General features: G+C 62.9%; 24 protein-coding genes. 13 read left to right on the top strand and 11 right to left on the bottom strand.

The annotated features are described in order from the left end of the window. Nucleotides 1-77: 77 nt before the first annotated feature. From ABIE62_RS10225 to ABIE62_RS10195, 7 genes are read right to left on the bottom strand one after another with little or no spacing between them, the layout of a single operon-like run. Nucleotides 78-944 (bottom strand): SDR family oxidoreductase, encoded by an 867-nt coding sequence (locus tag ABIE62_RS10225; protein ID WP_354325748.1) that lies wholly within the window; start codon nt 942-944, stop codon nt 78-80. After that, nucleotides 941-1,678, bottom strand: a complete 738-nt coding sequence (locus ABIE62_RS10220; RefSeq protein WP_354325746.1) for an enoyl-CoA hydratase/isomerase family protein — start codon at nt 1,676-1,678, stop codon at nt 941-943. Before ABIE62_RS10220 ends, ABIE62_RS10225 begins: the two co-directional genes overlap by 4 nt. After that, nucleotides 1,675-2,430, bottom strand: a complete 756-nt coding sequence (locus ABIE62_RS10215) for an SDR family NAD(P)-dependent oxidoreductase (RefSeq protein WP_354325744.1) — start codon at nt 2,428-2,430, stop codon at nt 1,675-1,677. The genes ABIE62_RS10220 and ABIE62_RS10215 overlap by 4 nt, the downstream gene beginning before the upstream one ends. Further along, nucleotides 2,427-3,707, bottom strand: coding sequence for an acyl-CoA dehydrogenase family protein (locus ABIE62_RS10210; RefSeq protein ID WP_354325742.1), 1,281 nt, complete (start codon nt 3,705-3,707; stop codon nt 2,427-2,429). Before ABIE62_RS10210 ends, ABIE62_RS10215 begins: the two co-directional genes overlap by 4 nt. Nucleotides 3,708-3,718: 11 nt before the next feature. Then, entirely contained in the window at nt 3,719-4,783 is a 1,065-nt protein-coding gene (locus ABIE62_RS10205) for a phosphotransferase family protein (RefSeq protein ID WP_354325740.1), read from the bottom strand. Further along, a complete protein-coding gene (locus ABIE62_RS10200) occupies nt 4,780-5,205 on the bottom strand; it encodes a nuclear transport factor 2 family protein (protein ID WP_354325739.1) in 426 nt (141 codons plus the stop codon). Before ABIE62_RS10200 ends, ABIE62_RS10205 begins: the two co-directional genes overlap by 4 nt. Continuing rightward, nucleotides 5,198-6,055: an SMP-30/gluconolactonase/LRE family protein gene (locus ABIE62_RS10195; protein ID WP_354325737.1), complete on the bottom strand. Its 858-nt coding sequence runs from the start codon at nt 6,053-6,055 to the stop codon at nt 5,198-5,200. The genes ABIE62_RS10200 and ABIE62_RS10195 overlap by 8 nt, the downstream gene beginning before the upstream one ends. Nucleotides 6,056-6,137: 82 nt before the next feature. On the opposite strand from ABIE62_RS10195, the gene ABIE62_RS10190 reads away from it, so the two are divergent. The 5 genes from ABIE62_RS10190 (at nt 6,138) to ABIE62_RS10170 (ending at nt 9,689) form a co-directional block, all read left to right on the top strand. Further along, complete coding sequence (locus ABIE62_RS10190) at nt 6,138-7,019, top strand: SDR family oxidoreductase (RefSeq protein ID WP_354325736.1); 882 nt, start codon at nt 6,138-6,140, stop codon at nt 7,017-7,019. Beyond that, the gene (locus ABIE62_RS10185) at nt 7,019-7,522 is read left to right on the top strand and encodes an SDR family oxidoreductase (protein WP_354325734.1); all 504 of its coding nucleotides are present in this window, start codon (nt 7,019-7,021) and stop codon (nt 7,520-7,522) included. Before ABIE62_RS10190 ends, ABIE62_RS10185 begins: the two co-directional genes overlap by 1 nt. After that, on the top strand, nt 7,512-7,952 hold the full coding sequence (locus tag ABIE62_RS10180; RefSeq protein WP_354325733.1) for a VOC family protein: 441 nt from the start codon (nt 7,512-7,514) through the stop codon (nt 7,950-7,952). Before ABIE62_RS10185 ends, ABIE62_RS10180 begins: the two co-directional genes overlap by 11 nt. A 2-nt stretch (nt 7,953-7,954) precedes the next feature. After that, on the top strand, nt 7,955-8,809 hold the full coding sequence (locus ABIE62_RS10175) for an SDR family NAD(P)-dependent oxidoreductase (protein WP_354325731.1): 855 nt from the start codon (nt 7,955-7,957) through the stop codon (nt 8,807-8,809). 88 nt (nt 8,810-8,897) lie between these two features. Continuing rightward, a complete protein-coding gene (locus ABIE62_RS10170; RefSeq protein ID WP_354325729.1) occupies nt 8,898-9,689 on the top strand; it encodes a FadR/GntR family transcriptional regulator in 792 nt (263 codons plus the stop codon). Here ABIE62_RS10170 and ABIE62_RS10165 read toward each other — a convergent pair. Both ABIE62_RS10165 and ABIE62_RS10160 read right to left on the bottom strand, forming a co-directional pair. Then, nucleotides 9,686-10,870, bottom strand: coding sequence for a thiolase family protein (locus ABIE62_RS10165; RefSeq protein ID WP_354325727.1), 1,185 nt, complete (start codon nt 10,868-10,870; stop codon nt 9,686-9,688). The genes ABIE62_RS10170 and ABIE62_RS10165 overlap by 4 nt on opposite strands. Beyond that, entirely contained in the window at nt 10,867-11,292 is a 426-nt protein-coding gene (locus tag ABIE62_RS10160; protein ID WP_354325725.1) for a Zn-ribbon domain-containing OB-fold protein, read from the bottom strand. Before ABIE62_RS10160 ends, ABIE62_RS10165 begins: the two co-directional genes overlap by 4 nt. Before the next feature lie 138 nt (nt 11,293-11,430). On the opposite strand from ABIE62_RS10160, the gene ABIE62_RS10155 reads away from it, so the two are divergent. The 8 genes from ABIE62_RS10155 to ABIE62_RS10120 are packed head-to-tail and all read left to right on the top strand — an operon-like array spanning nt 11,431 to nt 20,730. Beyond that, nucleotides 11,431-12,747, top strand: coding sequence for an amidohydrolase family protein (locus tag ABIE62_RS10155; RefSeq protein WP_354325723.1), 1,317 nt, complete (start codon nt 11,431-11,433; stop codon nt 12,745-12,747). After that, on the top strand, nt 12,744-13,472 hold the full coding sequence (locus tag ABIE62_RS10150; RefSeq protein ID WP_354325721.1) for an SDR family NAD(P)-dependent oxidoreductase: 729 nt from the start codon (nt 12,744-12,746) through the stop codon (nt 13,470-13,472). Before ABIE62_RS10155 ends, ABIE62_RS10150 begins: the two co-directional genes overlap by 4 nt. Nucleotides 13,473-13,485: 13 nt before the next feature. Continuing rightward, nucleotides 13,486-14,751 carry a cytochrome P450 gene (locus ABIE62_RS10145; protein ID WP_354325720.1) on the top strand — a complete coding sequence of 422 codons (1,266 nt, stop codon included), beginning with the start codon at nt 13,486-13,488 and terminating at the stop codon, nt 14,749-14,751. A gap of 10 nt (nt 14,752-14,761) precedes the next feature. After that, nucleotides 14,762-16,237: an aldehyde dehydrogenase family protein gene (locus ABIE62_RS10140; RefSeq protein WP_354325718.1), complete on the top strand. Its 1,476-nt coding sequence runs from the start codon at nt 14,762-14,764 to the stop codon at nt 16,235-16,237. 15 nt (nt 16,238-16,252) lie between these two features. Then, nucleotides 16,253-17,482, top strand: a complete 1,230-nt coding sequence (locus tag ABIE62_RS10135; RefSeq protein WP_354325716.1) for a CaiB/BaiF CoA transferase family protein — start codon at nt 16,253-16,255, stop codon at nt 17,480-17,482. 31 nt (nt 17,483-17,513) lie between these two features. Next, a complete protein-coding gene (locus tag ABIE62_RS10130) occupies nt 17,514-18,491 on the top strand; it encodes an enoyl-CoA hydratase/isomerase family protein (RefSeq protein ID WP_354325715.1) in 978 nt (325 codons plus the stop codon). Then, entirely contained in the window at nt 18,488-19,405 is a 918-nt protein-coding gene (locus ABIE62_RS10125) for a CoA transferase (RefSeq protein WP_354325713.1), read from the top strand. Before ABIE62_RS10130 ends, ABIE62_RS10125 begins: the two co-directional genes overlap by 4 nt. After that, nucleotides 19,396-20,730, top strand: coding sequence for an amidohydrolase family protein (locus ABIE62_RS10120; protein ID WP_354325712.1), 1,335 nt, complete (start codon nt 19,396-19,398; stop codon nt 20,728-20,730). The genes ABIE62_RS10125 and ABIE62_RS10120 overlap by 10 nt, the downstream gene beginning before the upstream one ends. On the opposite strand, the gene ABIE62_RS10115 is transcribed toward ABIE62_RS10120, so the two are convergent. Both ABIE62_RS10115 and ABIE62_RS10110 read right to left on the bottom strand, forming a co-directional pair. Beyond that, a complete protein-coding gene (locus ABIE62_RS10115; RefSeq protein ID WP_354325711.1) occupies nt 20,717-21,892 on the bottom strand; it encodes a thiolase family protein in 1,176 nt (391 codons plus the stop codon). The genes ABIE62_RS10120 and ABIE62_RS10115 overlap by 14 nt on opposite strands. Further along, nucleotides 21,889-22,347, bottom strand: coding sequence for a Zn-ribbon domain-containing OB-fold protein (locus ABIE62_RS10110; RefSeq protein ID WP_354325710.1), 459 nt, complete (start codon nt 22,345-22,347; stop codon nt 21,889-21,891). Before ABIE62_RS10110 ends, ABIE62_RS10115 begins: the two co-directional genes overlap by 4 nt. Nucleotides 22,348-22,394: the final 47 nt, after the last annotated feature.

The following is a 22,394-nucleotide window of genomic DNA, read 5'->3' as shown; positions in this document are numbered from 1 at the left end:
AAGGCGAGCGAGCTTAGATCGCGGAGTTCGTAGCTTCGGGCGGGCCACACTCGTCAGCAATGACCATGCGAGGCATATTATGAGCCCTGTGGCTTGCTCATCAATTCGGCGACAATCCGGTTTACGTCATAGCGCCCGGTATCATCCCCGGCAGGAGCCTGGGCGGCAAAGGCTGCTTCGATTTCGGCATGACGAATTTGCGCTGCTGCGAACGAATTGGGATGGGTGACAATCAGGAAGTCGCCTCGGAAGGTTCCGGCAATCGCCGCCTCAGCGGCTTCGGTGGCGCTCATCCCCTGTGCTTGGACTGCGCGGGATAACTCGCGCTGGTGGTCTTTGGGCTGACGCAGGTGCGGGGGACGAACAGCATCTGCCAGCCCGGTTGAAACCAGCCCGGGGCAGAACACACTGATCCCGACTTTCCTGGGCAGTTCCGTCCGTAGTACTTCGGCCATGGCAAGCACGGCCTGCTTGCTGGCGGTATAGATTCCTGCACCGCTGTGTTGCAGGCCCAGCGAATGTTCTGATGCGGTGACGCAAATTTTACCGCCTTCGTCTTGCGCCAGCAAGGCCCGCGCGAATACAGTCATCGAAGACCACGCGCCGCGCAGGTTGACGCCCATCAGCCAGTCGAACTCTTCAGGCGTGGATTTGACGAGTGGGCCATTGAGGATCGTCCCGGCGTTGGCGAAGACTAGGTCGATCCCGCCCAGTTCCGTTTGTGCCGCTTCAGCTAGAGCTTCGACGCTGGCATGGTTACTCACGTCGCATCGAAGCGCGATCGCCCCGTTAAGTCCGGCGGCGAGAGCTTTGACCCGACCAGCATCAATATCGGACAGCACCAGTCGTGCTCCCTGTGCGGCGAGGTATTCAGCAAGCGCCTTACCGATGCCCGATGCGGCCCCGGTAATAACGACACGTTTGTCCACGTGGTTGATCATCATTTCCCGAACTCCCGGTTGACCCGCGCGGCAAATTCGGGACCGACCCCGGCGCTGGCAAACACTTCGTGCGCTAGGCCGGCCTCCAAGGGCAGGTCGGCCTGTTCGACGTAGAGCTTCTTGTAGGCGAACACGCTGTGGCGGCTCTGTCCGACGTTGGCGTTGGCAAGTCGTGCGACCGTCGAATCCACATCGTCGTCGGGCACGCAGTGGTTGGCAAGGCCGATCCGCGCGGCTTCGGTGCCGGAAACGGGCAGGCCAGTGAAGCTGATCTCACGGGCCTTCCACTGGCCGACCCGGCGCGGCAGGCGCTGGCTCATGCCCCAGGCCGGAACGAGGGCGAACTTGCCGTGGGTATCAGCGAAACTGGCGCTTTCGGCTGCAACGATGATGTCTCCGGCCAGCGCCAGTTCCAACCCGCCCGTGAAGCAGCCACCCTGAACCGCGACGATCACCGGCTGAGGCAGCTCTGCCAGCCGGGTGACGATCCCGGCCTGGTAATAGGGGCGGGGAGCTTTGGCTCCGCGTTCGTTCAGGTCATTGCCAGCGGAGAACACCGTGCCAGTGCTGCGTAGCACGACTACCGCGATCGCGTCACCCGCTGCCTCGATCGCCGCAAGATGGTTGTCCAGTTCGGTCCATAGCGCAAGGTTGATGGCATTGCGCTTGTCGGGCCGGTTTAACGTGAGCGTGGCGATGGCGCCGTCGCGCTCGAATAGAAGGAGGGGATGGCTCATCGTTGTCCTCCGTCGACTCTCAGCAAGGCACCAGTGGTGTAGGAACTGGCCGGGCTGGCGAGCATCAGCGCTGCGGTGACGATCTCTTCCGGCCGACCGGGCCGGCCCAGCGCGACCGGCTGCTTTTCGCGGCGTTTGGGATCCCACGCTTCGGCGATGTCTGTCAGGAACGGCCCGGCGCTGATCGTGTTGACCCGCACCTTGGGGCCATATTCACGGGACAGCGACACAGTCATGGCATTGAGCGCAGCTTTGGCTGCGGCATAGGGAACCACGCCCGGCAAGGCCATCAGTGCGCCGGTCGAGCTGATGTTGATGATGCAGCCACCCCCGTGTTCATTGGCACCATCAGCCATTCGGTGGCCGATCTGGCTGGCCAAACGGAATGGGCCCTTGAAGTTCAGGTTCATCACCGAATCGAACAGGCTTTCGGGCATCTCGTGGCTCGGGCAGGGCGGTGACATCCCGGCATTGTTGACCAGCACATCGATCCGACCGAATTCCTTGTACGCCACCTCGATTAATGCGTCGCATTCAGCCCAGCGTCCGACATGCGTGGCCACGGCCAGCGCGCGGCGGCCCAATCGGCGGCATTCCTCCGCCACCGTCTCGCAGTTTTCCAGCTTGCGGCTTGCGATGATCACATTCGCGCCGCGCTCCGCAAAGGCCTTGACCATCTGATAACCGAGGCCGCGGCTGCCGCCCGTTACCAGTACCACCTTGCCGGTGAAGTCGAACAACGGGTCCATCATGCCAGTACTTCCTTCCGGGTCGAGAAATGCTCGCTGGGGAACAGCCCCGGCGCGGTCGCGCCTCGCTTGAGCAGCGCCTTGGCGACCTGGGCTTTGTGCACTTCGGTCGGCCCGTCGGCGAGAGCGAGGCTGGGTACCCCCGCCCACCAATCGGCCAGCGGCAGTTCCAATGTCACGCCCAGGCTGCCGTGCAGGTGAATCGCGCGTTGGATTATGTCGTGATAAACCTTGGCCATCTGCACCTTGCACATCGCGATTAACGTGCGCGGGGCGACAGGCGGCGAGCGGCCGGCTTCGACCTCGTCGATGGTCCAGGCAGTCTTGAGTACCAGCAGGCGATACTGCTCCAGTTCGATCCAGCTGTCGGCAATCATGCCTTGCACGAACTGATGCTCGGCCAGAAACTTGCCTTGCGTACGGCGGGAATTGGCGCGTTCGGCCATCATGTCGAGCGCGCGCTGGCACTTACCAACCGTTCGCATCGCGTGGTGGACGCGCCCGCCGCCCAGTCGCGCCTGAGCCACCTTGAAGCCTTCCCCCGGCTGACCCAGCATGGCATCCAGCGGCACCCGCACCTGATTATAGCGGATATAGGCGTGGGTGCCTTCATCGCGGAAATGGCTGTCGCCCAACGTCTTGACGTTGCGCAGGATATCTACCCCAGGGGTATCGGTGGGGACGATGAACATGGACATCCGCCCGTGCGGCGGATTGTCTGGATTTGTTACTGCCATGACGATCAGGAAGGCGGCGAAGCGGGCGTTCGAGGAGAACCATTTCTCCCCTTCGATTACCCATTCGTCCCCATCCTGCCAGGCGCGGCAGATGAATTCCTTGGGATCGGCACCGGCCTGCGGCTCCGTCATCGAGAAGGATGAGACGATTTCGCCGTCCATTAGCGGTTTGAGATACTGCACCTTCTGCGCCTCGGTTCCGAATTGGGCGAGGATTTCTGCATTGCCGGTATCGGGCGCGGCGGTGCCGAACACCGTCGGTGCCCAATAAGAGCGGCCAAGGATCTCGTTCATCAGCGCCAGCCGCAACTGGCCATAGCCCGGCCCGCCCAGGTGTTCGCCAAGATGGCAGGCCCACAGTCCGCGCTTTTTCACCTCGTCCTGCAGTGGGCGGATCGCAGCGCGGCTTTCTGCATTGGATACGTCATAGGGTGCGCCGTGACCGGGGAACCGGACATCGAGCGGTTCGACTTCGCGCTTCACGAAGTCGAGCAACCAATCGAGCTCGGCCTGTACTTCGGGGTCGGTCTGAAACTGCCACATGATCGCTCTCCTCATCCGGCCGCGCGAGCCAGTGTTTCGGCCCGCGTGAAGGCAGCGCGTACCAGTTTATCAAAAAAGGCACCGGTGGTTGCAGGCAAGATTTCCGCCGCACTTTGCGCTACCTTGTATTCAAGAATGCAGCCGCTCTTGTAGGCTGCCAGCACGCAGTAGTAATCGAAGTTGGAGAGGTCCCGCCCGGTGCCGGCGGCGTAATACCGGGCCAGTTCCTGCCGGGTCGGGAAATTGGCAATGTTGTAGAGCGCCGCCGCGCCGATCTCGTCCGGCTTGGCTTCGTCGCGCAGGCGGCCAGTGAACCAGGCCAAGTCGATCAGCGGATCGCCGATAGTCGAGAGCTCCCAGTCGATCAGCGCGGTCAGTCGGGCAGGCCGATCGAAGGCGAACAGAGCGTTGGGTGTGCCAACGTCGCCGTGGATGATTCCGGCACGGAAATCGTCGGGCAGATTGGCGCGAAGCCAATCGCGAGCATAGGCAAAACCCGGCAGATCGCGCCATGAGGAACCATAAAGATCCGGATAGGAGCGGATCTGGCTTTCCCAGCGATCCACCTGGCGTTCGAGGAAATTGTCAGGCTTTCCGAACCCGTCAAGGCCGACCGTCCGATAATCGACATTGGCAAGGGCGACCAGGCCATCGACCATGGCATAGGCGATGCCATACTCGCTTGGTGCGCGATCGAATGGGGCGCGGTGATATATGTGCTCGCCACGCAGTTCGGCGGCCCAGCCCTGGACCCGCTCCATCACATAGAACGGTGCGCCGATGACCTCGATATCGGCGCAGGAACCGAAACAGTGTGGGTGCGGCACTGGTGTGCCGTTGAGCGCAGTCAGCACCCGCGCCTCGCGCAGAATTCCCTTGTCCGAGCCGGGCGGTGGGACAGTTGGCGGGCGGCGCAGTACCATGTCCGGCCCGCCGCGATTGAGCGTCAGGATCACGTTGGAGGTGCCGCCGTGGAGATGCGCGACATTTAGCGGGCCAGTACCTAGCTGCGGGACGTTCCCGTCTAGCCATGCGGTCAACCGTTCCACGTCGGCGAGATCGGGTGTAACGGTCACTGCGTCACCATCCGCCGGAACAGACTGCCTTCGGCCTGCCAATCGATCCGCACCGTCCGGTGGGCAAAACGCCAGCCCTTCAAGGTTCGCACCAATCGGTCGGAATAGGTTCCGGCATGATCGGGACCGTGGTTTGACCAGACCGAGAAATAGCTCCGCGCGATAGCCGCATTGCCGTCCATTTCAATCAGTGGGTTGGTTGTGTGGTGGCGCACGAAGGTGCGGCGCGGATCGCTCGGGTCGCCAGCGGTCAACGCGGCATAGATTGCATCCGGTCCGGTCGCTGCGACACCTGGAAACTCCAGAACGCCTTCAGCCGCAAAGCAGGCAGCTAACTCCGCAATCCGGCCGCGATCGCCGTTATAGGTATAGGTCGCCAGCAGGTGGCGGATGGCATCGCGGTCTGCAGTGGGATCAAGCATAGTAATTGAGCTTGAGTCCGGGTTCGTTCCACCGGACCTTCACCAGTAGTCCCCTGCTGGACAGAGTGATGTAGGTGTCCTTCATATCCGGCCCTCCGAAGGCAATGTTGGTAACATAGACATCGTCGAAATTGCGCTTGCTGCTTTGTCCGTCGGGAGTGATGGTGGTGATGCCGCCTTCGAACAGGGTGGCCACGCAGACGGTGCCGGCGGCGGTCACGGCCAGGCTGTCGAACCCAACCGCTCCATGAGCGGTGGCAACCCATTCCGGCCGCTGTGCCTCAACTTTGCAGGCATAGCGATAAAGCCGAGCCTGATGCGTGTCGGCACAATAGACCGAATTGCCGTCCGGCGAGAGACCGATACCGTTGTAGCTGACAGCATGACGGTTGATTGCAGTGATTGAGGCTCCATCGGTCAAGCAGGTGAACAGGCCGCTGGCAGTGCGGATGCCGTCGTGGCTCTTGCCAAGATCAGTAAACCACATGCGCCCATCGGCATCGAAGACCAGATCGTTTGGAGCTTCCAGCGCTATACCGTCGCACGCGTCTTGGATGCGTTCGAACCGACCCGTGGCGAGATCGACCCGCTCGATCCGGCCTTCGCAGCCGGGGCCGCGTGCGCTCTGGAACTTTGCCGGGTCGAGCCCGCCGTTGTTGCAGACATAGAGCGCGCCATCCGGGCCAATCGCTGCCCCGTTAGGCCCGCCGCCGATAGCACAAACCGTTTCGGTACGGCCGTTCCAGCAACGCGTGATGCGGCCTCCCGCCATCTCGACCACGATGATCGAGGCATCCTGCATGACCACCGGACCTTCCGGGAAGGCCAGCCCTTCGGCGAGGATTTCCATCGGCGCTAATCCTATATAACTTAGTTATCTATGTCTTGACATGACCTTCAGTGCTGCGCAAGCCTATCAGGAGGAGGTTTGCATGCCAGTCCCCAACCACCACCTTGTCACCACGCCACCCTCATTTGAGTCTCCGCCTTATCCTGCGGACATCTTTGCTGGACAGACCGTACTGGTCACCGGTGGCGGAACGGGAATGGGTCTTGCGATGGCGCGGGCCTTCGCACAAGGTGGGGCGCAGGTCGCGGTGATGGGCCGCAGTCTGGTAAAGGCGCAGGAAGGCGCGGCAAAGATCGCGGCGCTGGGGGTGAAGGTTCATGCGATAAGCTGCGATGTGCGTCTGCCCGATCAGGTGGCCGCCGCCTTTGACGAAGCCGAGGCGATGCTCGGTCCGGTTACCCTGCTGGCAAACAATGCCGGGGCCAACTTTCCGGTCCTGGCCGAAGATATCTCGGTCAACGCCTGGAACGCGGTGACGCGGATCGCCATAGACGGAACGTTCTTGTGCTCCACCGAATTCGCCCGCCGCCTGATTGCGCGGGGGGTGGGCGGCGCGATCATCAACAACTCGGCGCAGTATATTTGGACCGGTTTTCCCGGCGACGCCCATTCGGCTGCGGCAAAGACCGCCCAGGCGACTATGACGAAGGCAATGGCGCGCGAATGGGCACCGTTCGGCATCCGGGTCAACGCCATTGCTGCCGGATTCTTCCCGCATGAAACCTCCACGGCCGGGCGGCGTGAAGGCACCACCGAAGTGCTCCAGAACATGATCCCAGCCGGGCGGACCGGCTCGATCCACGAGTTTGGTTGGCTTTCGGTGATGACCTGCTCGCCCCTGTTCGCCGGGCTGACCGGGCAGGTGATCCTTCAGGACGGCGGGGAAAGCCTGCGCCGCTCGCTGATGATGCCAGACTATGTTCCCCCACGTGAACGGGTCGAAGGGCCCTGGGGTTGGCGCTGATGGGCTGGCTTGCCGGAAGGACCGCGCGTCTGGTTGGGGAAAGCCCGGCCATTGGCGCCGCGCTTAAAGCGCAGGGCGCAACTTTTGTCACTGAAGGGAACTGCGATGTGCTGGTCCATGTCGCCGCGTCTCCGCCAATTAAGCCGGTGCACGAACTAGGCCACGCCGAATGGCGCGCTGCGCTCGATCACGGGTTGGACCAGCGATTTCTGCTGGCCCGCGATTTCGCTGCGGAACGGCGCGCGGCGAGCCAGGGTGGAGCAGTGATCTTTGTTGGTGCACCTGAACAAGCACTGGGCAGCGATCAAGCCGCTGCCGCTGGGGCGCTGTCCAACCTGACCAAGACGCTGGGGGTGGAATGGGCCCGCGACGGGATCCGGATCAATGCGGTGCTAACTTTCGAACAGGGATCAACGCTCGGCAATCTCGTCGCCTATCTGGCCAGCGACTATGCTGCCTATGTCACCGGTGCGGTGATGGGCGTTGGGCTGAATGATGGCTGATCCGCTTAATGGAAAGCTCGATGTAAACCTTCGGGTGGTCGATCTTGGGGCCTCGATTGCATGGTATACCCGCGTGTTCGGGGCCGAGCCGATCTATAGTGGTGAGGACCGGAGCAAGGACGGCGGCACCGTCCCGATGGCCTGCTTTCGCCTTGGCGGGGTCAAGCTGTGGTTGGTTCAGGGACGCACACCTCAATCGGGCAGCCAACGGGTCGACGTGGCGCTGATGAACCGGCAGTTGCTCGCCCCCTTGCGGGCATTGCTGACGGCGCGGGGCGCTATGTTCGACTATTCCGAACTCCCCGGTTTCCCGGTCGATGCCGATGGGGTTCGGCGCGGTCAGGATGCGGAATTCTTCTTTCTGCTGAATCCCGACGGGCACCGGATCGAATATTGCCGGACCTGTCCGGTCGGGGGGGACGCGAAATGAGCATGACGATTTCTCTGGAAGGGCAAGCGGCCTTCGTAACAGGCGGCGGTGGCGGAATTGGCCGGGCTGTCGCGGTGCGACTGGCTGAGGCCGGGGCCGATGTGGCCCTGTTCGAGATCGTGCCGGAAAGAGCCGATGAAACGGCGGCGCGGATCCGCGAACTGGGTCGCCGCGCTCTGCCGATCATCGGCGATGTGATGGATACCGGGGCCTTGCGTACCGGGATTGCCGCCGCCGATGCCGAGTTCGGGCGGATCGACATCCTCGTCAACAACGCCGGCGGTACAGCGGCCCGGCCGTTCCTGGAGCAAAGCGAGCGCAGCTGGCGGCGGCATATCGACATCAACCTTGTTTCGATGCTGGCTGCGACCCATGCCGCAGCACCGATCATGATCCGTGAGGGCCGGGGTGGGGCGATTGTCAACGTCGCCTCGATCGAGGCGGAGCGCGCAGCACCCAATTTTGCCGTCTACGCCGCTTGCAAGGCCGGAATGCTCAGCTTCACAAAGTCGATGGCGGTCGAGCTTTCCGGCCACGGCATCCGGGTCAACTGCCTTGCTCCGGATCACACAATCACCCCAGGCAATCAGGGCAACCGCGTTGGGCCGGTGGATACTTCGACTTGGCGACGCCATTCGCCGGAAGAAGTCGATGCGATGAACCGGCTAATCCCGCTCGGGCGAGAAGGGCAGGATTGGGAATGTGCAGATGCGGCGGTTTTCCTTTGCTCTTCCATGGCGTCTTATGTAACTGGTGTGTTGTTGCCAGTTGATGGCGGCACTTGGGCGGCTGGCGGCTGGGTGCGGGGCCGCAACGCAAAGTGGACGCTCAACGAAGGCCTGTCGTTCGGCAGTTAGGTTCCGGATGGCAACTTTCCGCTTCAGTTATAAAACCAAGTTCACTATGTAGCCCTATCGCGCATTGTTGTCGCAAAGGGATGGTTCTATGCTGCTTGGTTCGATCGATGATATTGTGAATAGGCAACAGCGCATCCACGTGCCGAAGACCAGCGAAATCGTTGCAGACAAGATCCGTGGGCAAATCGTGCGAGGCGATCTCAATGAAGGTGATTCGCTTCCGCCCGAAGGGCAGTTGATGGAGAGCCTCGGCATTTCCCGACCGACCTTGCGCGAAGCCTTCCGTATACTCGAGGCGGAAGGTTTGATTAGCGTCGTGCGTGGTTCGCGGACCGGTGCCAAGGTCCACAAGCCCTCGGTCGAACTTGTTTCACGCTACGCAGGCTACGTCCTTGAGTCCCAGGGAACCACGATTGCCGACCTTTACCAGGCACGCCTCGCGATCGAACCTTCGGTGGTTCGCTGGCTGGCGACCGCCAAGGGTGGCGGCGCTATCGTCAAGTTGCGTGCATTGCTGACTGAAATGGAAGCCATGCTGAACGACGATCGGCACGAGGAGTTTATCGCCAAAGTCGAGGTGTTCCACCAGTCGCTGGTAGCTGCCACGGGCCTGAAGACCATTACCTTCATGAGCCGGATGTTGCTCAACCTGGCGGGCAAGCACCAGATAGAGTTTCAGCGCCGCCATTCCCGGTCGCAGGATGCACGGCGCAAAAGTCACCGGGCCGGTCTCAGATCCTACCAGAAGGTCGTCGACCTGATTCAGGCCGGTGAGGTTGAGCCAGCGGTAGCACACTGGCGGTTGCACCTGACTAATGCCAATGCCACCTGGACTAGCGAAGGCGAAGGGAGCCGGGTGGTGGACTCGCTCGGCGATTAGTCGAGCACGAGCAGCATAGCGCCGGCCAATGGGCCGCCAGCGGTCGAAGTTGCACACACTTGCGGGTTGCCTTTCACCTGCCGTGCGCCGCCCCGGCCCCATAGTTGGGTGCAGGCCTCGTGCACCGCGCCATAGGCGTGCAGCCGCCCGCCTGACAGCGCCCCGCCGCCGGTATTGACCGGCAGTTCCCCTTCCAACGCGATCCGCTTTCCGCCCTCGATGAAATCCTTGGCGCCGTATCGCTCACAAAACCCAAAGTTTTCCAGCCAGTTGAGCGTGTGGAACGTAAAACCGTCATAGAGCTGGGCAATGTCCACATCGGCGGGTTTCAGGTCGGTTCGGCTCCACATCATCTCGGCCACTTTGGGCTGCGCCTGGGTGTCGAGCGCGTCCAATTGCGTCCACGAATTGCGGTACTGCATCGATGATCCCACCGCCTCGATCCGCACCGGCGGGTTGCGCAGGGTGCGGGCCACGTCCAGCCGCGAAACGATGATCGCCACCGCGCCGTCACAGGGCACGTCGCAGTCATAGAGCCGCAGCGGGGTGGCGATCATCGGGGAGGCCAGGTAATCGTCCAGCGTGATCGGGGTGCGATAGACCGCGTTGGGGTTCAACCCGGCATTGCGGCGCTGGTTGATCGGGATCTGCGCGACCTGTTCGGGCGTGATTCCGCTTTTGTGGACATAAAGGTTGAAGAACAGCGCCTGCTGCAAGGCGGCGGAATAGGTGTAGTAGGGGGCATACCAGGAAAATGGCCCGGCCTGGCGCTGGCCGTCCTTCAACAGTGCGTTGGCATAGGCGGTCTTGCGGGCGGTTGCCTCGTACATCGTGCGGAAAATCAGCACGTTGCGGCACAGGCCCGCAGCAATTGCGCCGATCGCGTTGAATACCGCGCCATACTGACCGGGGGCCTCACCGCCGCCGGCGTACCAGCCCACCTTGAGCCGCAGCGCATCTTGCAAGGACGCGCAGCCGACCGGAGAAAATCCCGATCCATCAGCACGTTCGCCCGGCCAGGTGGCGATTCCGTCGATGTCCGCACGGGTCAGCCCGGCATCGCGGATCGCTTCCATTGCGGCATCGACAGTCAGCGCCAGTGCCGACTTGCTGGCCCCCCGCGAGACATCGGAAATGCCGATGCCGGTGATCGCGGTGTTCTTTTCGGCGTAGGCGGTCATACGGCGCCTCCGACTGGACGGAACAGCGGAATCCACAGGTCTTCGGCCGGTTCGAACCATACGTCTACCGGCATACCGAAGGTCACTTCGGCCGGATCGCAATGGGTGATGTTGCCGACCAGGCGCACTTCGGGGGCTTCCTCCAGCGCGACCAGGGCGAGGACATAGGGCACCGGCAGGCCCGGCACCCAGGCCTTGTGATTGATCGTGAAGGTTTCGACCCTGCCGCGCCCTGAAACGGGTGCCGGCTCCACCTCAACGCTCTCACAAGCGGGACAGAAGGGTACGGGCGGGTGCACATAAGTGGCACACGAATGGCACTTGAATATCACCAGCACCCCGTCCTTGCCGGAAGTCCAGTATCGCTGGCTGTCCAGATCGATCGCCGGCAGGATGCGCAGCGGTGGTGCCGGCTGGTTCATGGCGCCTTTCCCCTCTCTCACTTATCTAACCAGGTTGACGATAAGCCATTGCGTCCAAGTCGTCCATTCGATAAATTGACACATCATCAATTATTGAGTCGCGGACCCAACGGGCCGTGGCCGGCACCCGGGAGACGTATGATGCAGATGGAAGACATGGTGATCATCAGCGTGGACGATCACGCGATCGAACCGCCCGAGGCGTTCATCCGCCACTATCCTGAAGGCAAGAAGGACCAGGCCCCCCGGATCGTTCATGAAGACGGCAAGGACATCTGGCTGTGGAACGGCGCGCGCTTTCCCACCATCGGCCTCAACGCCGTGGTCGGCCGCCCGCGCAGCGAATACGGGATGGAGCCGACCACGTTCGACCAGCTCCGCCCCGGCACCTATGATCCCAAGCTGCGCGTCGATGACATGAACGCCAACGGCGTGCTGGCCAGCCTGAATTTCCCCACCATGCCCAGCTTTGCGGGCGGAGTCTTCGTCGGCATGGCGCAAAAGGACCCGGGGGCATCCCTGCTGGCGGTCCGCGCCTGGAATGACTGGCACGTGCAGGAATGGTGCGCCGCCGCCCCCGGCCGGTTCATCCCGATGTGTCTGGTGCCTGCCTGGGACATGGCCGAGACACTGAAGGAACTGAAGCGGATGAGCGACCTTGGTGTTCACGCCGTGTCGTTTTCCGACAACCCGTCCAACATCGGCCTGCCCAGCATCCACAACGAATACTGGGAACCGTTCTGGAAGGCCTGCAACGATTACAGGATGGTGATCAACTGCCACATCGGCACCGGCGCGCGGGCGCTGCACCCCAGCCCGGAAAGCCCGATCGACGCGTGGATCACCGCCATGCCAATCTCCATCGCCAATTCGGCAGCCGACTGGACGTTCGCCAGCTTCTGGAAGCGTTATCCGGATTTGCGCATGGCCCTGTCCGAAGGCGGGATCGGCTGGGTGCCCTATTTCCTGGAGCGGGCCGACTTTACCTATGAACACCACCACGAATGGACGTTCAGCGATTTCGGCGCCGAACGGCCTTCGGATGTGTTCAAGCGGCACATCATCAGTTGCTTCATCGATGACCAGTTCGGGGTGAAGAACCTCGATTACATGAACGCCGACATGGTCGCCTATGAATGCGATTATCCACATTCGGACACGGTCTGGCCGAACGTGCCAGAATACCTGTGGGCCTCGGTCAACGGGCTGGACCGCACGGTGATCGACAAGATCACCCATGAAAACGTGATCCGCGAATACAGCTTTGACGCGTTAGCGCTGAACGGCGGAAAGGCCAACTGCACCGTCGGTCACCTGCGCGAACTGGGCAAGGACGTGGACGTGTCCCCGCGCCACAACTTAGGCGGGCTGAAAACCGACAGCATGGACCTGGTCGGCAAGGCGCGCCGCCCGGTGACGTCCGGCGATATCGAACGGATGTTCGCCTCGGCATGAGCGGCCGTTGCCACATCGTGGTGGGCGGTACTGCGGGAATCGGGCTGGCGACAGCGCGCATTCTGGCGGACGAGGGGCACCGCATCGTCCTGATCGGGCGCGATGAAGCGCGCGCCCGGCAGGTGGCGGATGAACTCGGCGGTCACGGCGAAGGCAGCGATCAGGGCGGATTGGAGGCGGCGGTGGCGCGCGGCGTGGCCCATCTCGGAAGGCTTGACGGGATTGCCGTCACCGCTGGCCCGATCGGCTCGCGCGGCGATGCGCTTGGTCTGTCGGATGCCGAATGGGCCGAAATGTTCGACACCCAGGTGTTGACCGTGGTGCGGTCCTTGCGGGTGGGGGTTCCGGCGCTGCGGGCAAGTGGGGGCGGTTCGATCGTTACCTGTGCGGCCTTTTCGGTGCGCGCGCCCAAACCGGCCCTGTTGCATTATGCGGCGATGAAAGCGGCGGTGGCGGTGCTGACCAAGGGTCTGGCCAAGGCTCACGGTGCCGATGGCATCCGGGCCAACTGCATGGCCCCCGGTGCCACGGCAACCGAGGCGCTGGGCAGAGGCGATCCTGCCGTGCTTTGGAGCGAGATGCGCGACCGCTATGGCATGAAGGCCGCGTTAGACCGGATCGGCGACCCGCGCGAAGCGGGTGAGCTGATCGCTTTCCTGCTGTCGGACAAGGCCGCCTACCTGACCGGCGCGTTGATCAACATCGATGGCGGAACCGATTTTTGAAGAGGACCGGAAAATGACCGATCAACAGGCTTACGCGGTGCCAGACGTCTGGCGGGTCGATGAACCCGCCCCGGCTCATGTCCCGCGCGACCGGGTAGTGGATGTGCGCTTTGCCATGGGCCACAGCCCCAACGACCTGCTCGACCCCTATGTCGAAACGGACATCCTGCGCGCGCCCGGGGTGCCGCGTCTTCTCTACAGCCCCTATCCGTTCATTGACAAGTCCAAGGGCACTTGGTGCGTCTCGCATTACCACGATATCCAGCGAGTTTATGAGGACAACGACCACTTCAGCACCCAAGGGGTCGCGCAGTTTCAGCTGCTCGCCGGTGAAACCTTCCCTTCATTGCCGCTGGGGGTCGATCCGCCGCAACATGGCATCTATCGCCGCTTTTTGAACAGTCACTTCACGCCGGTCGCTTTAAAGAAGTTGGAGCCGCAGGTGCGGGCCATGGCGGTGGAAATGATCGAGGGCTTTGCCGGTAAGGGCGAAGTCGACATCGCTTATGACTTTGGCCGAGTCTATCCGGTCCAGGTCTTCCTTGACCTGATGGGTCTGCCGTTCTCGATGTTCGAGCAGTTCCTAGTCTGGGAATGGGAAATCCTCCATTCACGCGATCACCAGCGGATGGGCGATGCGGTGCGCCAGGTGATTGCCTACCTGCGTGAATTCATTGCCGAAAAACAGGCCCGGCCAGATGAACGGCTGGGCAGTTATATCGCTAATGGCGAGATCGATGGTCGCCCGCTGGAGCCAGACGAAGTGATCGGGATGACTTGGTTTCTGTGGTTGGGTGGGCTGGATACGGTCGCTTCGACCATTAGCCAGATGTTCCGCCGCATGGCGCTGGATCAAGACCTGCAAGCGCGGTTGCGGGCTGAACCTGACCTGCGCAACAGCGCGGTGGAGGAATTCCTGCGGACCCAGCCATTGGTCAATTCCTTCCGGCTCGTGAAGCAGGATCTGGAGTGGGACGGGGTTACACTGAAGGCAGGGGACTACATTACTTGCCTCAATTCCTCGGGCAATTTCGATCCAGCGCAGTTTCCCGAACCGCGCAAGTTTGATCCCGCACGCAGCCCCAACCGCCATTACACCTTCGTCGGCGGGGTACATCTGTGCCTAGGTGCGCACCTGGCCCGGCGTGAGCTGCGCATTCTGCTCGACGAATTTTTCCAGCGGGTGCCGCAATTCCGGGTCAAGCCCGGCACCGATACCACCGTAACTCCCGGATTGCTGTCGATTCGCAACCTGCCGATCATTTGGGACCCGAACTGAGGACTAAGCGATGACTTTCCTAAAACACCCAGACTGCGTCTACATTGGCGGTGAATGGCAACCTGCCCCCGGACGCGAGGCGATAATTAACCCGGCGGACGAAAGCCTTCTGATCGAGGCCCCGGTTGGCAGCGTCGCACAGGTCGAAGCGGCGATCGCTGCCGCTCGCCACGCGTTCGACCATGGCGACTGGCCGCGCCTGCCGGTCGCTCAGCGCCAGGCTTTGATGCATCGCTTCCTCGATTGCATCGAAGCGCGACGCGACGATATCGTGCGGATGATCGTCGCCGAAGCCGGGGCAACCCAGATATTGGCAGGGTTCATGCAATACGGCATCCCGATGAAGCACGCCCGCCGCACGGTGGAAGTGGCGAGCCGCCCGGCGGTGACCAGCCTGCCTGTGGAACTGACTCCCAATGCCGCAGGCACGACCACGCTGGGCACCGGGGTGGTGGTGCGCGAACCTGTCGGCGTGGTGGCGGCGATATCGCCCTACAACTTCCCATTCTTTCTCAACGTCGGCAAGGTTGTGCCTGCGCTGGTGGTCGGCTGTACCGTGGTGTTGAAGCCCTCACCCTATACTCCGATGGAAGCGCTGATCCTGGGCGAGATCGCGGACGAGGCCGGCTTGCCGAAGGGCGTGCTGAGCATCGTAACCGGAGATATCGAGGCCGGGCAGATACTAACGAGCGATCCGCGCGTTGATCTCGTTCACTTCACCGGATCGGACAAGGTGGGTGCCATGATTCAGGCCCAGGGTGCGCCGACGCTCAAGCGAATCGTGATGGAGTTGGGAGGCAAGTCCGCGCTGATCGTCCGCCCCGATGCCGATCTGCAACAGGCGGCGATGGCCGGGCTGGGCGGCTTTACGGTCCACTGCGGGCAGGGCTGCGCGCTGACAACTCGGCACTTGGTGCATAATTCGGTCCGCCCGCAATTCGTCGAAATGCTGAGAGGAATGCTGGCGCACATCAAGATCGGCAACCCCGCCGATCCCACGGTTAGCTATGGCCCGCTGATCCGCGAGGTGGCGCGGACGCGGACCGAGCAATACGTCCAGATCGCGCAGGACGAAGGCGCGACTCTGGTTTCGGGCGGCAAGAGGCCAGACGGTTTCGACAAGGGCTTCTTCTTTGAGCCAACGCTGTTCGACAATGTGAAGAATGACAGCCGCCTAGCCCAAGAAGAGGTTTTCGGGCCGATCGGTGCGGTGATCGGCTATGACGATGACGAGGAAGCCATTTCGCTCGCCAATGCCAGCGACTTCGGCCTGTCTGGCGCGATCTTTTCGGCCGATGCGGGCAAAGCCTATGAAATGGCCTTGCGGATCCGCACCGGGGGGGTTTCGATCAACGGCGGGGCCGGGACCATGCTGTCCGACGCGCCTTTCGGGGGGATCAAGCGCTCTGGCTATGGCCGCGAATACGGCGAGGATGGCCTCAATGAATTCACCTACCAGAAAGTAATCAGCTTCAGTGCGCGATAAGGGAGAAGTGGGCAAATGACCCAGGTGATGAAGGGCATCCGGATGCTGGAAGTGGCGCAGTTCACTTTCGTTCCGGCGGCGGGTGCGGTGCTGACCGATTGGGGTGCTGACGTGATCAAGATCGAACACCCGGTGCGTGGCGACGCGCAGCGCGGGATCAAGGAATTGCAGCGCTTTGCCCTCGACCAGCGCCGCAACGCGCTAATGCAGCACCCTAACCGGGGCAAGCGCAGTGTCGGCATCGATATCTCGACGCCGGAAGGGCAGGAGCTACTCTACGAGATCGCCAAGACCTGCGACATCTTTCTGACCAATTACCTGCCCAGCGCCCGTCAGAAGCTGAAGATCGACTTGGAACACATCCGCGCCGCCAATCCCGACATCATCTATGTGCGCGGCTCTGCCTTTGGCGAGAAGGGGCCGGAACGCGACAAGGGCGGGTTCGATTCCACCGCCTTCTGGGCGCGCGGCGGCTCGGCCATCCTGGCCACCCCACGCGAGCTGGAAGGGCCGCTGACCCAGCCGGGTCCGGCCTATGGCGATACCATCGGCGGCATGAACATCGCCGGCGGGATCGCCGCCGCACTGTTCCACCGCGAACGCACCGGCGAGGCGACCGAGGTCGACGTTTCGCTGCTGTCTTCGGGCATCTGGGCCACGGCCTGCGCGATTGACGTCTGCATCGAAATGCAGGTCGATCCCTTTGCCAACCCGCTGCCCGGCAAAACCGTGGTCGGTTCCAACCCGTTCATGGGCGTGTTCAAGACCAGCGACGGAGGCTACATCAATCTGACGGTGCTTTCGCCCTCGCAGCTGATCGCGGATACCTTCGCCCACCTCGACATTCCCGAATGCGTCGAAGATCCGCGCTTTTCGTCCATCGAGCAACTGACCGAGAATTCCGAGGCCGCGCACCTGCTGGTCCGCGCCGCCATTCTCAAGCAGCCCTTTGGCTACTGGATGCAACGGCTCAAGACGATGAAAGGGCAGTGGGCCGCCTATCAGTCGCCGCTCGATATCGAGAATGACGAACAGGTCGCGGCCAACGGCTGGATCTTTGAGGTGGAAAGCGCCGATGGCGGCAAGCCGATCAAGCTGGTTTCCAACCCCGTCCAGTTCAATCAGCAAGTGGTCAGCAACACCCGTGCGCCTGAGGCGAGCGAGCATACCGAACTGTTCCTGATGGAAATGGGGCTGGAATGGGACAAGATCGAGGCGCTGAAGGCCAAGGGGGCGATTGCCTGACGGGCGGCTTTGCCCCAAGAAGCGGGGCATTATGCCCGATCCGACCGACCTGCTCGCCGCAGAGGCCCTGTCCCCGCTAAGCGGTTCGCCGCTAGTAATGCTGGCGCCTGGTGAGGCTGTGCCGACTGGCGCGGTGACGGTGCTGGTCGACCGCGGTGGGGCGCTGCCGCAGGTCGACCCCGCTGGCTACGACGCGCTGGTCACCAGCCGCGCCGCTGCGCCGGCACCGTGGGTGAGCGTTGCGCCGGAACGGCTGGAAACACAACTTACCACCGTAGACCAGACTGCAGCGCAGGCTCCAATTGCTACTGCCGTGCTCGCCCGTTTGCTGCGGCTGGGCGAAAGGTTAGACTTCGAGGACGCGTTGGAAATGGAATCGCTGACTTATTCGGCGCTCCTTGGCGGCGGGGAGTTTGCCCAGTGGATGGCTGGGGCGGAGCGCAACAGCAGCGGTGCGCAAGAGCTGCCGCCGGTGCGCTACGACCGCGATGGCGATACTGTCACCCTGTGGCTCGTCTCGCCCGGCAACCATAACGCGATGACCGCCATGATGCGCGATGCTCTCTACGAAGCGTTGGCCAATGTGTTGGAGGATCCTAGCGAGCCGAGCCTTACGCTTCGGGCCGAAGGGCGCTGCTTTTCAACCGGAGGCGACCTTTCCGAATTTGGTAGTGCCCATGACCTTGCTGCCGCCCATGTGATTCGCACCCAGCGGTCTTGCGCGCGGCTGCTCCACCGGCTGGACGCGCGGGCCGAAGTGTATCTCCACGGCGCCTGTATTGGTTCCGGGATCGAAGTCCCGGCCGCTGCGGCCTTCCGCGTGGCCGCGCCAGATCTGGTGGTGCAATTGCCCGAATTGCGAATGGGCCTGATCCCCGGTGCGGGGGGAACGGTCACGCTGGCCCACGCGATTGGGCGGCACCGGTTGCTGTGGCTGGCGTTGGGTGCCTTTCGGATCGGGGCGCGGCAGGCGCTGGACTGGGGGCTGATCCACGCGATCGAGCGATGACCGCCGCGCTTCACGCCTTGCTTGAACCCCGCCTTGCTGAGCTTGGGTTAACTCCGGCGGAACTGCTGGCCCGGGATGCGCTGAGCGGACTGGCGGAGCCGGGACTGACCTCGGCCAATCGGCATTGTCACCTGCTGCGCTGCGCTGACGGCTGGCTGGCGCTGAACCTAGCGCGCGAGTGCGACCGGGAACTGCTCCCAGCCTTGTGCAAGGGAGAGGCTGACATGGCCACCTATGCCGCTGGCCAGAGCGCGATGGCGCTACGCGACCGTGCGGTGGAACTACAGCTTCCCGTCGCTCTACCGGGTGAGAGCATGCCACAATCCCTGACCGGCCCTGTCATCGCACACGTACCAGAACTCGTTGTGGACCTATCCGCACTTTGGGCCGGGCCGCTATGCGCCGGATTGCTCGCCCAGGCCGGGAGCCGGGTTGTGCGGATCGAGAGCGCGGGTCGGCCCGACCCGACCCCAGTCAGTTCCCCGCTGCTTGATGTCCGGCTCAACAGCGGCAAGATGCGGCTGCCGCTTGACCTGCGCAATGATGCCGGGCGTGCGGCACTGCGCGCCAAGCTGGCCGAAGCCGAAGTGTTGGTTACCTCTGCCCGCCCCGCCGCGCTCGCCCGCCTCGGGCTAGAACCTGAGCAGTTCCCGAACCTCACCTGGGTGGCGATTACGGCACACGGGTTTACTGGACAGGGCGCTGTGCGGGTTGGCTTTGGTGATGACTGCGCGGTGGCTGGCGGTCTTGTGCAATGGGAGCACGGTGCGCCGCGATTTCTTGGTGATGCCCTTGCCGATCCCTTGACCGGGTTGGAAGGGGCTCTGGCGGTGCTCGCCGGGCAGCGTGGATTGATCGACTTGGCCATGGCCAGGGTCGCTGCTGCCTATGCGGAGTCGCTGCGATGCCCCTAGTTCTGCGCAACGTATGCCCGTGGGGCGGGCCGCCGGTCGATGTAGCGATTGTGCGGGGCATGATTGCCGCAGTCGGGCCCAAACTTGATCGGGCGAGTGAGGAAATAGATGGGCGGGGGAGGCTACTCTTGCCCGGTTTGCATGACCATCATCTCCATATCCTCGCCCAAGCAGCCCGGCGGCAGTCGGTCGATCTGGCGGGCCTTACCGGCACGGACGAGGTGGCAAATCGCCTCCGCACCTCGCCAGGAAATGGCTGGATCAGGGCTGTCGGTTACGACGAACGTGCCGCCGGGATACCCGATGCGGCGTTGCTAGACAGATGGGTAGAGCATCGCCCGGTGCGCCTTGCTGATCGAACCGGGGCGCTGCGTGTGCTCAACAGCCTCGCGCTGAAGCAGCTGCAGGGATTGGCCCTGCCGCCAGGTGCCGAACGCAATGCCGCTGGCCAGCCTACTGGCCGATTTTGGCGCGAGGATCGCTGGCTGGCTCAGGCCTTGCCACAAACCTTGCCGGATTTGGAGGCAGAGGGACGGTCACTTGCCGCCCTTGGTGTGACCGCGTTGACCGATGCTACGGCGCATAATGGCCCGGAGGAAGCACGAATTCTCGCCGACGCGGTTCCACAACGGCTGACCCTGATGGGAAGCGAGGCGCTGGTGGTGGGGGTCGGTTACCGACTCGGGCCGCTCAAGCTTGATCTCGACGAACGCGACTTGCCAGCGGTGGACGAATTGGCACACCGTATTGCCGCAGCACGAGCCAGCAGTCGCGCCGTCGCGGCGCACTGCGTGACCGAGGCCGAACTGGCAATTTACCTTGCATCGCTAGAGGCAGCGGGAGGAGCCCGGCCCTGTGACCGGATTGAGCATGGCGGGTTGATCCCAGCCGCGTTCGTGCCGGTGATCGCTGATATGGGTTTGCAGGTGGTGACGAACCCCGCTTTTATCCACGACCGGGGCGATCGCTATGCCGCTACGATCAATCCGGAGGTGTGGGAGGAGCTGTACCCTGCAGCCGGACTGCTGCACGCTGGTATTGCCATGCTGGCCGGGTCTGACGCACCTTATGCCAGCGCCGACCCCTGGCTTGCCATGCGTGCAGCCTGTGTCCGACGCACGGCAGGGGGATTGGTGCTGGGACCAGGCCAGCGGATAAATGCCATCACTGCCCTGCGTCTATACTGCTCGGAGGACATTACCCCTGGCAAAGCGGCTGACCTGATCCTTTGCGAAGGCACACTGTCCGAGGTTCTCACTGACCTGTCGGCTGAGCGCTTGCAATTGACGATGATTGCGGGCGAAACGGCGTTCAGGCGCGATTGAGCAGCATGGCCCCGGCGATGAAGCCGCCGCCCATGCCACAAACGCCCGTCCGCGCGTTCGCCACCTGGCGCGCGCCGGCTTCGCCCCACAGTTGCAGGCAGACCTCGTGCAGCAGGCCGAATCCATGCAGGCGACCGCCAGACAATTGTCCGCCGCCTGTGTTGACCGGAAACTGCCCGCGCGGGCCGATGGCGCCGCTGGCGATCAAGTCCTTGGCCTCGCCATGGCCACAAAAACCGAGTGCTTCTAGCCAGATAGGCACAAATATTGAGAATCCGTCGTAAAGGCCGAGTACATCCACGTCGTTCGGCTTGAACGTAGTTCGGCTCCACAGGTCGGCTCCGGCGTCGTGGGCGCCCATGGTAGTCAGGTCCGGACGCTGGTCCCAGGTTTCTAGAGAGCTGAGGGCAGATCCCATCGCTTCGATCGAGAGCGGCGGCAGGCGGCAATCGCGCGCAGCATCGGCAGCAGAGACGATTACCACTGCGGCGCCGTCGATCGGAATATCGCAATCGAACAGGCCGAGCGGGGAGGAGATCATCCGTGCTGCGAGGTAATCTTCCATAGTCAGCGGTTTGTGCATCACCGCTTGCGGGTTCAGCTGCGCACATTGGCGTTCGGCCACGGCGATCATGCCTAGGTGTTCGCGGGTCATGCCGAATTCATGAAAATAGCGGTTGGTAATCCACCCGGCCCAGTTGGAGGCCGACATCGCGCCTATCGGGACCAGCCAGCTCAGCCAGCCGCCAATCTGGTTCTTGTCGGCACCGGGAATGCTGGCCCGCCGCCCGGCGCTTTGCGAGGAGCTTTCGGTCAGCGCGCGAAAGCACAGCACGTGCCGCGCCTGGCCGGTCATCACCGCCATTGCCGCTACCATGATCGGAGCCATTTGGGCCGGGCCATCGGGCACGGCGCTGTGCCAGCGGGTCTTCAGGCCCAACGCGCCGCGCACTTCCCCGGTGCCGAGCGGCGACATGCCGGGGCTGCCATCGGCCTTGCCGGGATAGGTCGCGATCCCGTCAATGTCGGCGCAGGTCAGGTCAGCTCGGGCCAGAGCCCGGTCGGCCGCTTCGGCCAGGTGGAGCATGGCCGGGCGGCCGGTGTTGCGGCCAATGTCGGACATACCCACCCCGGTGATCGCGGCCTTGGCAAGCGCGTTCATGCCTTGTCTCCCGCCGGGCGCCATAGCGGCAGCCAGACATCGCCGCTTGCTTCGAACGCGATCCGCATCGGCTGGCCGATTTGCACGCTGTCCGGATCGTCGGTCATAACCGAAGCCGTCACCCGCACGCCGGGGGCATCGTCCAGATCGACCACGGCAATGGCGAAGGGCACTTTCATGTCCGGCAGCCACGGCTGATGGTTGACAGTGAAGCTGTACACCGTGCCGGTCCCCACCACCGCCCGCGGGGCCATCGCCTGCGAATGGCAGGCCGGGCAGAGCAGCTGCGGCGGATGGACCGCCTTGCGGCAATCGCCGCAAAAGGCGATCATCAATTCGCCGTGTTCGCCCCCGGTCCAGAAGGCGGTGTTCTCTGCAGTCAGTTCGGGCAATGGCCGCACGTCGAATCTCTCCCAAGGCCGCCATGGCGGCGATTGGTATTGACGGTATGTCAATTATGGCTCAGCTGGCAAGCACTTCGGGCTTGAAACCTATATAACCA

Source organism: Porphyrobacter sp. MBR-155, assembly GCF_040547625.1.
GTDB lineage: Bacteria > Pseudomonadota > Alphaproteobacteria > Sphingomonadales > Sphingomonadaceae > Erythrobacter.
Note: the sequence above shows the minus strand (reverse complement) of the source record. Positions and strands in the feature narration are given on the sequence as shown.